We start from the raw sequence: 15,114 nt of genomic DNA on the forward strand, positions 1-15,114 counted from the left end.
TCAGCAATCACAGGTGAAATCGTCAATATGAGCATAAGAGGGAGCATAGAATTCATCTATTTTAATAACTTTATCAAGTAGGACTTCTTCTCCGGTATTGGTGGATAAGTAGGTAACACTTTCTTTGTTTATCATGCCAGTGATAATGCACGAAATGCTCATAAACTCATGAATGTCAGTAAAATACTGAAGGTTTACGAATCTTTTTTGACTTATGGAGTCCTCTAGGTAGGCTTCAAATTTCATCATTATTTCCGTTTATCTCATCAGTAAAAAAAACCTGTTTTAACGTTAATATTTAACGATAAAACAGGTAATCCGTTTTTCAGTTCAGACTAATTTTCTATCCAGTCCAAAGCCTTATACTTTTCTGAAAAATGAAATACTTTGAGATTAATTTCTTTTGAATGGTCAGCTAGCTTAGCAGCCTCTTCCAGCCAATCTTTAGATGTAACTACTGCTACCTTACTAAAGTCGTCTAAAGTTCCGAGATTTACTTCTAAGAAATCAAATAAAGTATCAACGGTAAAATCATTCATCTCGACATGCTCAACAAACAAATTAAGCTTTTTGCAGGCCTTGAGTTTTTCTTTCATATCGGGAAGCATCGGAATGACGTCACCTTCACTGAAATTTTCATCGAGGCGAAAACCTACAACATTGTCTTTTTGAGACTTGATAGATTCAAGCATATTTTAAGGGTTTAATCTACAGGTGATACAGTTTAAAAAATAGTTTATTAAATTTAAGTTAATGTACTATAATTATTTAAATTTTTTTAAAAAAAGAATGATATATGTCATTTTTATGAGTAATTTTTATTGTTAGTCCGTAAACTGCTATCCTTTATTATAAAATAAAACCCTTGACTACGCTTTATTTTACAGAAGAATTATCGTTATCCTCTACTTTTTCTTATTGGAATGAATATCAAAAAAACACAAATCCCAATTAATAATCGCTTATAGTGTAGAACTGCAAAATAACTGAAATTTTGGCAACACGACTTCATCAGGGTCATGTAAGCCCAACCTTAACAATACATATTCAATCATTACCTAATCAATATTGAAGCGCTTTCTTGACTTTTGTTTTTGTTAATTTACGCATTGAATGACGTTTTATTTTGTAGGAGTGCATCTATTTTAATCCTTTTGCTGGTAATGGACTTAAAATTTTTTATATGTTTGGCACTTGTTTAATTTCAACAGTTTACTGACTATACTACATGAGAAAAATTATCCTTTTGTGTCTAATGGTTTTTTCAACGACCAAAATTTTTGCCCAAAATTCTGGTAACTTAACGGATATAGAATTTATCGCAGGCCACTGGCAAACCAATAAAGACGGAAGTACGATTGAAGCGTTCTGGACTGAAGCTGAAGGAGATAATATGGTAGGGGTTGTGCGTATGATCAAAGAAGATAAAGCTACACTCTATGAAATGTTCGCCATAGAAATGACTGATAGCGGTCTTGAAGTAAAAGTGAAACATTTTAAACCTGGCTTAATCGGTTTGGAAGCCAAGGACAATTATGATCATTATACTTTTTTGGAAAGTAGTAAAGGAAGAGCGGTTTTTGAAAAACAGGGTAATGATATAAGAGTATTGTATGAAAAACGCCCCGGTAATAAATTTGCGATAGCCATCGGTAAGCCAGTGAATGGGGAGTGGAAATTTGAAGATTTCTGGGTATTCACTGAAATGAAGTAAAAATATTCATTTGGAAGGAATTAGAGGCTCAAATCAAAATAACAGAGCCTCTTATTCTGAATTTATATGAGTTCGCCTAGCGCTAAAATACCAGTGTAAGAGATGATGCAGGCGAATATCAATGCAGTAAACAATCCGATATTGAGTCCGATACCTGCTTTATGTTCGCCCATAAGCTCCTTACGATTGATAAGAATCAAGATACAGGCTATCACAAGCGGCAATACAAATACTCCTGCTACCTGTGTCACAATTTGTGCAGCAATGGGATTAGCACCAAGAATGGGAACAGTAAGCCCTAGAAGGCAAGCTATACCAGTCAGAACCCTGAACCTGCTAGAAGCAGTATCTAACTCACCATCACGATAATCAGCTATTAAAAGAGGGGCGACCATCAGAATGGGAAAGATAGAAGAAAGACCAGCACTTAAGGCTCCAACCATAAATATCACCACTGCAAATCTCCCGGCTACCGGTTCTAATGTATTAACCATGTCCAGCACTTTTTCAATGGTCTTACCCTCATAATACATGGCTCCTGTAGCTGCTGCCATGATTGCCATGTTGATGATAAACATGAGTATGGCTGAAGTAAGTGCATCTTTTGACTGTTCCTTTGTATGTTCTCCTGTCCAGCCTTTACCTTTCATAAGCAGCGGACGGACCACAAATGTAGGCGCAGCCATCGTAGTACCGACAAAGGCTGCCACAAGCAGTTTACCTCCGCTAACCTCTGGAACACTAGGTACTAAGCCTTTTACGATATCCGTAGGTTGGGGAAAGACTACAAACAGTGAAATCAAGAAAGACAGCCCCATCAGGGTGACAAAGATAATTAGTACTTTCTCAAAGAAAGAATATTTACCAACCCATAATAAGGAGTACATGACGAGGATAATTACGATGGCGATGCCTAACACTACCCAATAATTCTGTTCCGGTAAGTCTGGATAAAAAATATGAATGGTTTCATAAATGGCATTTGCGCTCAACCCTAATATACCAGACAGAGAATTCCACTGAGCAACCACAATACCAATGACAACCAACATGGCAATGAGTTTACCTGCTTTGAGCTTGGTTTTGAAGCTATAAATTGAAGTCAGGCCGGTAACTACAGCAAAACGTCCATATGCCTCCATAAGTATCCAGGAAAACACACAGCTAAGCAAGAGTACCCATACGAGTTGCATACCAAACTGACTACCAGCCTTTGCCATAGAGGTAACGCTACCGGTACCAACAGTATAACCTATACAAAATATTCCAGGCCCTATACTCAGCATGCCAAGCCAGATTTTCTGAATAAGCGAGGGCTTACGCTCTGAAATGGTTTTTTCGGTTGACATAGCCTTAAGGATTAGTGATGAAGCCCTGATTGCTCAGATAATCAACACTCATTTGCATATTTTTAAAGGCTTGCTCCTTATTATCTACTGCCTGTAGCTCAATGGCTACATATGGTACTTTGTGGGATGACATCACCTGGAATACTTCAGTGAAGCTAAGAGGATTTTCCATCAGTGTAGTTTGCGCCTGTCCGGCTTGGGCAGATTTTAAATGGATATAAAACAAATTATCGGCATGTGCTTCCAAGAACTTGAGAACGCTATCTGCGGGCGGGTGTACACGAGAAACACTAAAAGGATTGGCTGTATCAAATTGCCATCCAACATATGCATTGGTACGGTCAAAGAGATCAGCAATGCCAAAATATGCGGTATCTTCACCAAAGAAAGCTTCAGATGCATTTTCAATGACATATTGTAAATTGTTTTCTTTAGCGATATTGGCAGCTCTATCTGCATACAAAACCAACTGATTGAGTTCATCTTCTGTCCAGCCCTGTTTATCAGGATCGGCAGTGAATTCAGCGAAGCTACCCAGTGAACGAAACGTTCCAGGCCCTTGGAATACAGCAGCATTTTTTACTCCTTTATTAAAGGTTGGCCAGAAGTCATCATCCAGAATTCCTTTTTGGATCGCATAGCTTACTTCTATTTCTTTTTGGCGGGCATAATCAGATAATTCCTGTGCTTCTTCAAGACTGAGATCCGCTTCGGGATCTCTTAGTTCTATCCAAGCGTAGCCTTCATTTGCTGCGTAATCAATCAGTGTTTTTGTGTTCTCCACATTTACTGGCATTACCTGCAAAAAATTCTGAGTTGTAAACCCTAGTTTTAAATTTTGGAGCTCAGTAAACTGCATCTTTTGATCGGTCTCACTGATTTCTTCCGTGGATCTGCTCCCCGATTGACAAGCAAATACTGATAGGACAAGACTTAAAGAGATAGCATTAATTAAGTAAAGTTTGTTGTGTTTAGCTTGGTAGTTCATAGGTTGTTTCATAGTTAAAAAAGAAATATACATCAGTTTGTCCTAAATTCCCCTGAACACATCATAAATTCACATGATCAGGCAGAATTATGATTTCTTATGACGGATACATTCCCAGTATTTATTTGGTTTTTTTAGCTAAGTGGCTATTTTTTCTTTGTGAAGAAGAAATTTTTCAGGCCTGATGGGCGGAAGTGGAGATGCATTATTCATCAAAAGGTATTTCTTGAATTTCTATAAAATGGAGTAACACATGATAGAAACGCATAGGCTTAAGCGCTATTTAATACTGATGATGCCGTTTTTAATGGCATATATGACCAGGCCAATTCTGTTTTTGACTTGTAACTTTTCAAATAATGATTCCCTGTAACCATCTATGGTTCGGGGCGATAGACACATGATATCGGCAATTTCACGGTAGGTTAGCTCAGTAGCGATGTGTTGCATAAACTCTATTTCTCTTTCGTTGAGATGAACGCTGTTTTTTTCTAACCGGGATTCATTATGGATATTATTGATTAATACTTGGCTTACAAATGCAGAATGATAGAAGCCTTCTTTTGAAATCTGCTCAAAAGCTGCATAAAGTTCTTTAGGTTCTGCGTCTTTTAAGACATAGCCTATCGCTCCGGATCTGAGCATATTGATGATGGATATTTCATCATCATTCATTGATAAGGCGAGTATTTTTATATCAGCGTAGTTGTTTTTTAACCATTCAGCAGTTTCGTATCCATCCATGACTGGCATACTGATATCAAGCAGCACAATATCAGGCACTTGTATCTGCTGTACTTTCTCGATGAGTTGTTTCCCATTGTCAGCTTCATAGCAAACATAATAACCTGAAAACCCATTGATCAACTCCACAACACCTTTACGAAAAAGCGTATGATCATCTACAAGAGCTACTGAAATTTTATCACTCGCTGGATTCATAAGGTAATGTTATAATGATTAATGTTCCTTGTTGTGAGGGTGGGGCAGTAAACTTAATATCCGCCCCTATGAGCCTGGCTCTATGAATAATATTTCCCAGCCCGGTGCCTACGTTTTCCCTGGCGATATCAAAGTTGAAACCGATGCCATCATCCTGAAAAAATAGTGAAATATTATTAACCATATAATGAAAGCGCACCAGAATTTTTTTAGCAAAGGCATGTTTGATAATATTATTCAAAATCTCCTGCGAAATTCTGAAAAGTATCAGTTTTTTCTGATCATCTAAAGCTTGAGCTTGACCTTCTGTTGTGATGTCAGTCTCATAAAGACCGGTTTTGTTGATATACTCGAGTTCTCGTTCTATAGCCTGGGGTAGACTTTGTTTTATGATAAATTCTGAATTAAGACGCTTGGAAAGTTCTCTTAGATCTTGAATAGACTTACTGATCAGTTCTTTGGTCGTCTTTAGTTTATCCTCAAACTGGACTTCGTTGATCTCATGTTGTTTGAGCGTACTTAAGTTTAGCTTGGCAAGGGATAAAATCTGGCCTATATTGTCATGAATTTCCTGGGAGAGCGAATTCATCGTATGCTCTTTCACTTCTAGTTGAGCCTTGAGAATTTCCTGTTTGTAGTTGTTTTTTATTTCTTCTCTCTCTCGCACATACTTATGATGTTGAATCTGATGAATAAATATAAAAGCAATAACAAAGGAAGTAACGAGCAATAAAAAAAGTGTTGCAGCAATTACAATTTGTAATTCTCCGGCAATGGCTTGCATAAAAATCCAATAAATAAATAAATACACATAAGGAGGAAAATAAAATTATGTATTTGCCAAAGTAGGTATACTCCTTCTATTTTTTGAACTGTTAAATAACTATAAGTGATAAAGATAAAAAAGCTTCCAGAGTAATATGTAAAAATTCCGGTTACATACCAAAAAAATCTTGATTTAGAGATATTTGAAGCAGCCGGATTTTTTAGTTTTTTCAGGTAGTACATGAAACAGTATACTACAATGATAAAACTCGACACCCCATAAGTCATACTATTAAAGGTATTTAATCCGTCTCCCCAGTACAAGTTTGTCAGAAAAAAAACAATAAAGAATATCAGGTTAAGCCGTGTGATGAACTTTAATTTTCTTGAAATAAACAGTGAATGGAAAAATAAGGATATGATCACAAAAGATAAAATACAGTTGAGGTCATACAAAAAAAGATTATTTCTGATTAGGAACTGATCATAAACGATAGCAACAGAATTGAGTACTGCCTGAACCAGTATATACCATAAAATATAATCTCTTCCCCAGGTCTCACTTTTCATAAAAAGAATAAATAAAAGAAGGACTATAGGAGAGATAGTATCAAGGTAAATGAAAATCTCACTAATATTCATACTTGATTACTTACTACAAATGCACTTGATCAGGGGCATCCGGGAGGACGTGGACACCCTAACTTAAAAATATTGCCAACTTGTTGTCCGGTGCTGTCAATTATAGTTGCTTTTACCTTTGCACTAAATACTTTCTCTTCACCGGGAGTATGGGTAAAACCAAGTGTAATTGAAACAGAATGATCATTTCCCTGAACCTGTAGAGCATTCACTAAGTCTCTGATGTCTTCTAAAGAAAATATATACTCTGAATGATCAGCCATGATTAGAGTAGTTTGAGTAGAATTTGTAGTAATTAAGATTAAAAAAATGGAATATAAAACTGATCAGAAGTACATGCATTCTTTAGTGAAGGGTAACTATCTGGCACACAATAAATAATAAGTTGATTGAATTTCAGAAACGGATTTTTTCTCATAAAATAGGGTAAAACCATTAGCTAATATTGGGGATTTTACCCTAATTTTTAGGTCTTTTTTGCCCTTGATTAAACCGTTTGAAAAGTAGAAATTTAGGTACATTAAGCATTTAACAGACCGGTGAAGGTATTAGTGAAACAGCAAAAAAATATAGCTGGCTAGTAGTTTAATATTTATGTTAAAGTGAATTTAATTGTATCTCAGAGGTGATAAAATTCCCTCAAATGAGATAAAGGTCACCTTTAGTAAGTGCAGGGGCTTGCTGTTTGGTGACCTTTAATTTTTTAGTCAACATAAGGTTTCAAAACCTGATGCCAGATTTCATACCCCTTCTCATTCATATGTAGGTTGTCCTCTATAAAAATGTCATCCATCACTTTGCCGCTATCATCTAATGCCGGATTCCAGACATCTGCATACTCTGTGTTTTCCTGACTTTCCGCATATGCTTTAAGCATAGCATTCAATTCCTCATACTGCGCCTTTAGGTTCCAACGTGCTACGCTTGGTTTTGGGGATATAAAAATGACAGGAGTATCTCCCAGATTTTTTCTGATTTCTTTTCTGAGTTTTTTTGCTCTTTTCAGTATTTTTTTTGGTTTCTCTCCTTTCGCTAAATCATTATCTCCTTCGTAGATAAATATTTTTGATGGTTGGTAAGGATAAATAATACGATCTGTATAATACAAAAGGTCTTGAAAGTCTGATCCTCCAAAACCTCGGTTAAGTACTTTTTTAGAAGGAAAGTATTCGTTTACGTTTTGCCATTTGGCTATTGAAGAACTACCCACAAAGAGAATAGTTCCCGGTTCTATCTCAGTCTTATCGTCCTGCATTTCAAACTTTTGAATAGCAGACTCCCATCTTTCAGGTCCCTCTGCCTGTGCATAGGCATGTATATTGATAAAAGTGATTGTCAAAAAAATTGAAAGGGAATAGATTAGCTTGTTTAACATGTTCATAATGATTTGAAATTAGAATAACATATCGCCTTTGTTAGTTTTACTTGAGCATATTATTATTTTTGAACATACACCTTTTGAAGGTAAAGCACAAACATCAAAATTTTCTATTTACTCATTCTACCTGCTAAAATGAACCATCAACCTAAAGAAATAAAAATACAGGATACAGACTCTAATTTTGAACGAGAAAAACTGACTCGTCCTTTTGGTTTTAAAGGGGGCTATTTGACCGAACTTTGGCAAACGATAGTCGGTTTGGAAAGTTCATCAGGATCTAAAAGTTATGGACTGGCTACCCAGAGTGTGCTTTATGGAGATGCAGACTTATTTGCCTCACATTCAGAGTCAAGTGGCAATTCGCTGATGTATATTCTTACAGAAAAAGCCCTCCAGCTTACCAAACGTACACCCTTTGGCGATCCTGTTGCATTGCAGGACAAAATTATTCCAACGCTTATGGAAGAGGGGCGTGAGCTTACAAAAAAGAAGAACCTTAATAAGAACTTCCTTTATAATGCATTAGTTAGTGTAGATAATGCGGCCTGGCTTGCATACGCTTCTGAGCATAATATTCATAATTTTACTTCAATGATCCCCTCTGAATATCGTGATGCTTTGGCCGTAAAAAACGATAGAATTGCCATCATGTACCAGGTGCCATATGGAATGCCTCTTAACGAAGTTGAAGAAGCAGTGGATACTGGTTATTTCGTAATCAAGATAAAAACCGGTCAAGCGGGTGATGAAGCCGAAATGCTGGAAAAAGATATTCAACGCTTTACCGAAATTCATGAATTGCTAAAAAACAAACGCACTGAACAAACCCCGGATGGTAAACTTATTTACACCTTGGATGCAAATGGGCGTTACCGCAAAAAAGAAAGTATTGAGCGCTTTGTAGATCATGCCAAAAAGTTAGGTGCCCTGGATCAGATTCTAGTTTACGAAGAACCATTTCATGAATCTAATGAAGTGAATGTTGCTGATTTAGGGCTTAGAATTGCTGCAGACGAGAGTATTCATGATGAAAGTGATGCGATTAAAAAATTAGATCAAGGTTACTCTGCTTTTGTTTTGAAAGGTATAGCCAAGACACTTAGTCAATCTTTAAAAATGGCCAAACTGGCCCATGAAAGGAATGTTCCCTGTTTATGTGCTGACCTTACGGTAAATCCTATACTGGTCAATTGGCATAAAAATTTAGCGGCACATCTTCCTCCTTTCCCTGGCTTGGAGAAAATGGGTATGATGGAGACCAATGGAGATATGAATTATATTAATTGGCAGCAAATGTTTGAAGCCCAGCCTTATGCTGATGCTTCTTGGAATGAAAGAAAGCAAGGTGTATTTCAGTTAAATGATGATTTTTACGACAAGAGCGGAGGGATCTTTCAACCTATGCCTCATTATGAAAATATGTTGACGCTAAATATGAAATAAAAAAATCCCTCATCGGCTGAATGATGAGGGATTATATATTGAGCGTGATAAACTAATTAGCCTCTTTTTTCAGCATTTGCCATAAGCTGTGCAGGGATTTTCTCAGCTTTAGGGGCATAAAGTCCGTGTACGGTAAGGTCAATATTTCTCTCCACGGCATTGATTTTAAAATCTTCTATGATTTCATAGACGTCATAATGCATATAGTGCGTTTTGGTCGCATCTATTTCTACAATAGAATCATTAGGGATTTTTGCCAGGTATTGTAGGATGCTTGCTTTGTTTAAGAAAGTCACTTCCTGTGCAAGCTCAATTTTGATCACCGGTTTATTATCCTTATTCATGGTCTTCATGATATAAGGGATACGGAAGTTATTGTAGATGATGAACAATATTGACACCACCAATCCAATACATAGACCTATCAGTAAATCAGTAAATACAATTGCGACGATAGTAACTATGAAAGGAATAAACTGACCTCTGCCTTGTTTTGACATTTTCTTAAATAAAGAAGGCTTTGCTAATTTATAACCTACAACAAATAAAATGGCAGCAAGTGTAGCCAGTGGGATCAGGTTCAATAAATTGGGAATCAGTATTATACTACCCAGTAGAAAGAAGCCATGTAATACTGAGGAAGCTTTGGTCTTTCCACCCGATTGAATGTTGGCAGAACTACGAACAATCACCTGTGTGATTGGTAAGCCACCTATAAGACCTGAAACAATGTTTCCAACTCCTTGGGCTTTCAACTCACGATTGGTGGGAGTTACTCTTTTATAAGTATCCAGTTTGTCAGTAGCTTCCACACACAGTAGTGTCTCTAGACTAGCTACAACAGCAATTACGACAGCTGTTATATATATTTGAGGATTCGTAAGCGCATTAAAATCAGGGAACGAAAAATTTCCAATAAATCCGCTAAAGCTTTCTGCTAAAGGTACATTTACGACTTGCTCAGTAGTAAGTCTTAAGGATGGAAATGATTCAAAAAATATATTAAGCGATACACCGACAATTACTGCGACTAGCGGTCCGGGCAAAAGCTGAAAGATCCTTTGTTTCTTCATAAAGCTCATTTCCCATAACAGTAGAATGGCCAGAGAAACCACTGTAATAATAATTGCTCCGGGAGATATATAATTGAGCATGTTAATCAGTTCTGAAAAGGTATTTTCACCATCTGGTTGTTGAAAAGCCAAATCTCCTTCATAATCAGCATCATATCCAAAAGCATGGGGGATTTGCTTAAAGAAAATGATAATACCAATTGCTGCCAGCATACCCATAATAACTGAAGACGGAAAATAGTAAGCAATAATTCCACCCCGGGCAAAGCCCATTAAGATTTGAATAACACCTGCAATTACTACCGCCACCAGGAATACCTCAAAAGAGCCTAAATCCTCAATTGCTGTTAATACAATAACTGCTAGTCCAGCAGCAGGCCCACTTACACCTAAGGGTGATCCACTTAACGACCCAACTACTATACCTCCGACAATTCCCGCGATCAGTCCTGAGAATAGTGGTGCTCCTGAAGCTAATGCAATACCCAGACAGAGAGGCATTGCAACTAAAAACACCACGATACTTGCCGGAATGTCTTTATTAAAGTTTTTAAATGGATTAAAATTTCTTTCAGTTGAATTCATGTGATTACTTAATTACTAATTATGACATGATGATTGATACGTCATCCAATCTATTCACCATAATGGTAAGATATGTCAATGACTATTCATTGATAATGTGGCAATACTCTCTATTTACAGTATATGCCATTAATAAGAAATAATAGACTGTTCCTCTTATATTTTGGGGGGAGGGGTGATGAGCTTAATTTCAGTACCTATCAAATGATTCAGGTATATAATACATAATGCTGATTCTTCTAGCGCTGATAGGTTTACTGAGAAAACATCGGATAGAGTAAATTCTTTTAAGGCGTCATTCTCCTCTTTTTCTTTCTCCTTTTCACCCTTATTTTCTTCTCCTTCTAAACTTATATCTTCTAATTCCATAAGTTCGGAGTGCTCATAATCATAATTTAGATTAGCGAGTACGCTTGAGGAAATCGCATGAAAAGCCGGACCAGTGAAAACGAGCACCAGTATAATAGATAAAACGTTAGTCAGTAGCTGGCTAAGTTTATGATTAATTAACTTGGTCAGTTCCATTCACTTAAAGTTCTGAACATTGTCCAGTATAAAATACAATTGTAAAAAGATACGAAAACGTAGAAAAAATTTCAAAAATCTTTCCAAAGATTAGAAAATAATAATAGATGTTACGAGATATTTTATCAATTTGTTAAGAAATAATGCATTTTTCTTTCTAAACTTCTTATAGCCTACTTTAAAACCACTGGTCCAACATTTTCATTTCTGATTAAAATAATAACAAATGAATGCCATTACTTCTTCCTGTCATTCATTTGTTTTAATTTTAGTATTATATTGAATTATAACATAAGTAAAACGCATTTTTGCATACGGACTGTTCTTGTTTGATCTATTTTAAATTTTCTGCTACTACTTTAATTCAATATTATATTGATCTCCTTAAAAAGTATAAGCCAATTTAGTAATATCTAGTTCATTTTTTTTTGGACAACTAATGCAGTCTTACGATCAGATTATGAGTAATAAAAATACGGCAACTCAAAAGGTGGGTGTCAAAGAAATTGCAAGAAGGGCAAATGTATCCATAGCGACTGTTGACAGGGTAATTCATAATCGCAATGGAGTATCTGAAGAAACAAGAAAAAAGATACAGCATATCATCAAAGAATTTGATTATCAGCCCAATCTTTTGGCAAGCCGACTGGCATCAAAAAAGGTTTACGAGCTTGCAGTTTTGATTCCTGATGTTTCTACTGATACACTTTACTGGAAGGCACCTCTAAACGGAATAGCAAGAGCTGAATCTGAAATTGCCAAATATGGCATCAACATCAGTAAGTATTTTTATGATTTGAGTGATAAGAGTTCATTCGTTGATTTGAGTGAGGATATACTGAGCAAAAAGGTAGATGGTATTCTTATGGCACCTTCATTTAATGATGAAGCCACTGATTTTTCCATGAAATGTAAAGCCAGGGAGATTCCTTTTGTTTTCATTAATTCAGACGTACCCAATTTGCAAAGTCTTTGTTATATCGGACCTGAATTGTTCAGGAGTGGCTATCTGGCAGCTCATCTACTAAGTTATGGTGTTCATGATGAGGCCAAGATTTTAGTAGTTAATATATCAAGGGAAATAGATCACCATCATCATTTACTACGAAAGGAAGATGGTTTTAGAAAGTATTTTGAAAAACATAACAGAACGAATACGATTATTAAAATTGATGTGCTGGAAACAGAGTTTGTGGCAATTGAACGTTCATTACATAACGTATTCAATAAACATCCTGATATCAAAGCCATATTTACGACCAACTCAAGGGTAGGGGACGTAGGTCATTATATGAAAGCCAACAAAAAACAAAATTTATTATTAATAGGATACGATTATCTGCAAGAGAATATTGACCTATTGAAAAGTGAGGTGATTGATTTTTTAATCTGCCAAAAGCCTGAAGAGCAGGGCTATAGAGGAATAATGTCTTTATATCAACATTTGGTATTGTCTGCTGATGTTGAAAAAAATTATTATATGCCAATAGATATCATTACAAAAGAAAATTATTCTTTCTACACGAATTAATTGAATCTCCGTATTTCGCAAAAGTTCTTCAACTGTATAGCTTTCATGGGAAAAGAATTCAGGGGTGATAAAATGCGATGCTTATAGTAGCTACGGTGCCATTGTCTAATTAATTTAAGCGATACACCGTACTTTTCACAGGCTTGATACTCAGTAAGTAAGCCAATATTTTTTCTCAATAATTTGTCGTTTGAGGCGATAAGGTAAATATAACTTTTTGGATAAAGTCCCTAGTTTGTTCTGTTTCATCCGACGTGGAGCGTAGTCTTATGAGGGGTATGTAAAGCTATATCAGGGAATGACCATTTGTTATATAACTTTAGTTATGTTAAACAAAGAATTTCGTTCATTTACATAATATTCATATGTTGCAGAAAAATTAGGATGAGAAATGCTAGATAGAATTGAAGAAGCGATTGAGAGTATCAAAAATGGAGAAATAATTATTGTGGTAGACGATGAGAATCGTGAAAATGAGGGCGACTTTATCTGTGCTGCTGAATATGTTACTCCTGAAATTATAAACTTTATGGCCATGCACGGCCGGGGATTGATATGCGCTTCCCTGACTGAAGACAGATGTGAAGATCTTGGCCTTGAATTAATGGTAGGAAAAAATACTTCTTACTTTGATACTCCCTTCACAGTTTCTGTTGACCTGATTAGTAAAGATACGTCGACTGGTATTTCTGCAGCAGACAGGGCTAAAACTATACTCGCACTTACCAACCCCAATACTAAACCTGAACAACTGGGTAAACCAGGTCATATTTTTCCACTAAAAGCTAAAAAAGGTGGGGTTTTGAGAAGGACTGGCCATACCGAAGCAGCTGTAGATTTTCCACGTTTGGCAGGACTTAAGCCTGCCGGAGTACTGGTGGAAATTATGAATGAGGATGGCACCATGGCTCGTCTACCTGATCTTAGGAAAGTCGCGGATAAATTCAATCTTAAGCTAGTTTCTATCAAAGATCTAATTGAATATCGGCTTAATAATGAAAGTCTGATACACGAAGAGTTTACCAACACCGTGCTTACTGCCTATGGAGAATTTCAACTTCACGTTTTCAAGCAAATTAACTCCGAAGATGTACATTTGGCTCTTGTAAAAGGGGAGTGGGAAAAAGATGAGAACGTCCTGGTAAGGGTGCATTCAGCGAATCTGTTTGAAGATATATTTGGCACTCATTCACAAAACAGCTCTATACCTAAAGTACTAGAAAAGATCAATGAAGCTGGAAAAGGTATTCTACTATACATGAACCAGGAAAGCATGGGAAACAGTTTATTAAATAAGCTCAAGTCGTTCAGCGGGAAATTACCGGAACATGAAAGCACACTAGATCAACGAGACTTCGGAGTGGGTGCTCAAATACTAAGGCATTTGCAAGCTAAAAATTTATTGTTACTTACTAATCACCCCCGAAAACGAATAGGTTTGTTAGGGTATGGTATCAAAATCATAGATAATGTACCTATAGAAGAGTGAACTGACACACTTTTATTTAAACTTTTGTGTTAATATAGTAAATACAAAGTTTTGATTATGAAGATAAAATTCAGCATACTGTTCTTGCTCTATTTTACTGTGCTTATTGGTTCAGTGAATGCTCAGTACTTTCCTTCTGAAGTATGGCATGAAGGTAAATTGACTTTACTCTCTGGAGATGAAATTAGCGGTAAAATCAAATACAATTTTGAAGCAGATCTGGTACAGGTCAATCTTAATAATACTTTACAAACTTATAGCGCACGTAAAATATTATTCTTTGAAATTTACGATGAAGAAGTGAGTAGATACAGGCAATTTTATGCCTTACCCTATAATGTTCGTCCTAATTATAAAGTACCCATGTTGTTTGAAGTATTGTATGAAAATACGATGACCTTACTTTGTCGAGAATCTGTGGTACAGGAGACAGTTCCTCAATATGGCTATTACAGTTATTACGGTAACAGATATGCAACAAGGTATCGTCTGTCATTTGATTACTTCTTCTTAAACCCAAAAGGTGATATTATTCCTTACTCCCAAAAAAAGGATGATTTATATAATATCTTGTCACAGAATAAAGATAATTTAGAAAAATACGTTAAAGAAAACCGCTTGAAATACGATCGCCATCGTGACTTGGTTCGTATTACTGCTTATTATAATTCATTATTAAATTCTTAA

At 36.1% G+C, this 15,114-nt stretch carries 15 protein-coding genes; 5 read left to right on the forward strand and 10 right to left on the reverse strand.

Annotated elements, in window-relative coordinates; translation table 11 throughout:
* Positions 1 to 249, reverse strand: a complete 249-nt coding sequence (locus OKW21_RS11550; RefSeq protein WP_277479611.1) for a hypothetical protein — start codon at positions 247 to 249, stop codon at positions 1 to 3.
* An 86-nt stretch (positions 250 to 335) separates the two neighbouring features.
* On the reverse strand, positions 336 to 692 hold the full coding sequence (locus OKW21_RS11555) for a SpoIIAA family protein (RefSeq protein ID WP_277479612.1): 357 nt from the start codon (positions 690 to 692) through the stop codon (positions 336 to 338).
* A 536-nt stretch (positions 693 to 1,228) separates the two neighbouring features.
* Between OKW21_RS11555 and OKW21_RS11560 the strand changes: the two genes are divergently transcribed.
* Entirely contained in the window at positions 1,229 to 1,714 is a 486-nt protein-coding gene (locus OKW21_RS11560) for a DUF6265 family protein (protein ID WP_277479613.1), read from the forward strand.
* Positions 1,715 to 1,776: 62 nt separating this feature from the next.
* On the opposite strand, the gene OKW21_RS11565 is transcribed toward OKW21_RS11560, so the two are convergent.
* The 6 genes from OKW21_RS11565 to OKW21_RS11590 form a co-directional block, all read right to left on the reverse strand.
* Positions 1,777 to 3,063 (reverse strand): Nramp family divalent metal transporter, encoded by a 1,287-nt coding sequence (locus tag OKW21_RS11565; protein WP_277479615.1) that lies wholly within the window; start codon positions 3,061 to 3,063, stop codon positions 1,777 to 1,779.
* Between the two features lie 4 nt (positions 3,064 to 3,067).
* On the reverse strand, positions 3,068 to 4,063 hold the full coding sequence (locus tag OKW21_RS11570) for a sugar phosphate isomerase/epimerase family protein (RefSeq protein WP_277479616.1): 996 nt from the start codon (positions 4,061 to 4,063) through the stop codon (positions 3,068 to 3,070).
* 267 nt (positions 4,064 to 4,330) lie between these two features.
* Positions 4,331 to 4,993 (reverse strand): response regulator, encoded by a 663-nt coding sequence (locus OKW21_RS11575; protein ID WP_277479618.1) that lies wholly within the window; start codon positions 4,991 to 4,993, stop codon positions 4,331 to 4,333.
* Positions 4,977 to 5,777 carry a sensor histidine kinase gene (locus tag OKW21_RS11580; protein WP_277479619.1) on the reverse strand — a complete coding sequence of 267 codons (801 nt, stop codon included), beginning with the start codon at positions 5,775 to 5,777 and terminating at the stop codon, positions 4,977 to 4,979. The genes OKW21_RS11575 and OKW21_RS11580 overlap by 17 nt, the downstream gene beginning before the upstream one ends.
* A gap of 652 nt (positions 5,778 to 6,429) precedes the next feature.
* The gene (locus OKW21_RS11585; RefSeq protein ID WP_277479620.1) at positions 6,430 to 6,663 is read right to left on the reverse strand and encodes a hypothetical protein; all 234 of its coding nucleotides are present in this window, start codon (positions 6,661 to 6,663) and stop codon (positions 6,430 to 6,432) included.
* A 440-nt stretch (positions 6,664 to 7,103) separates the two neighbouring features.
* Positions 7,104 to 7,775, reverse strand: coding sequence for an SGNH/GDSL hydrolase family protein (locus OKW21_RS11590; RefSeq protein WP_277479622.1), 672 nt, complete (start codon positions 7,773 to 7,775; stop codon positions 7,104 to 7,106).
* Between the two features lie 138 nt (positions 7,776 to 7,913).
* Here OKW21_RS11590 and OKW21_RS11595 point away from each other — a divergent pair, with 138 nt between their 5' ends.
* Positions 7,914 to 9,224, forward strand: a complete 1,311-nt coding sequence (locus tag OKW21_RS11595; protein ID WP_277479623.1) for an enolase C-terminal domain-like protein — start codon at positions 7,914 to 7,916, stop codon at positions 9,222 to 9,224.
* Between the two features lie 56 nt (positions 9,225 to 9,280).
* On the opposite strand, the gene OKW21_RS11600 is transcribed toward OKW21_RS11595, so the two are convergent.
* Positions 9,281 to 10,882: a SulP family inorganic anion transporter gene (locus tag OKW21_RS11600; RefSeq protein ID WP_277479624.1), complete on the reverse strand. Its 1,602-nt coding sequence runs from the start codon at positions 10,880 to 10,882 to the stop codon at positions 9,281 to 9,283.
* A gap of 156 nt (positions 10,883 to 11,038) precedes the next feature.
* On the reverse strand, positions 11,039 to 11,407 hold the full coding sequence (locus tag OKW21_RS11605; RefSeq protein ID WP_277479625.1) for a hypothetical protein: 369 nt from the start codon (positions 11,405 to 11,407) through the stop codon (positions 11,039 to 11,041).
* A gap of 460 nt (positions 11,408 to 11,867) precedes the next feature.
* Between OKW21_RS11605 and OKW21_RS11610 the strand changes: the two genes are divergently transcribed.
* The 3 genes from OKW21_RS11610 to OKW21_RS11620 all read left to right on the forward strand — a co-directional run bounded on the left by OKW21_RS11610 (position 11,868) and on the right by OKW21_RS11620 (position 15,114).
* Positions 11,868 to 12,938: a LacI family DNA-binding transcriptional regulator gene (locus tag OKW21_RS11610; RefSeq protein ID WP_277479626.1), complete on the forward strand. Its 1,071-nt coding sequence runs from the start codon at positions 11,868 to 11,870 to the stop codon at positions 12,936 to 12,938.
* Between the two features lie 391 nt (positions 12,939 to 13,329).
* Positions 13,330 to 14,427 carry a 3,4-dihydroxy-2-butanone-4-phosphate synthase gene (gene ribB, locus OKW21_RS11615; RefSeq protein ID WP_277479627.1) on the forward strand — a complete coding sequence of 366 codons (1,098 nt, stop codon included), beginning with the start codon at positions 13,330 to 13,332 and terminating at the stop codon, positions 14,425 to 14,427.
* A gap of 57 nt (positions 14,428 to 14,484) precedes the next feature.
* On the forward strand, positions 14,485 to 15,114 hold the full coding sequence (locus OKW21_RS11620) for a hypothetical protein (protein WP_277479628.1): 630 nt from the start codon (positions 14,485 to 14,487) through the stop codon (positions 15,112 to 15,114).

This window comes from Catalinimonas alkaloidigena, from assembly GCF_029504655.1.
In the GTDB taxonomy this organism is placed as follows: domain Bacteria; phylum Bacteroidota; class Bacteroidia; order Cytophagales; family Cyclobacteriaceae; genus Catalinimonas; species Catalinimonas alkaloidigena.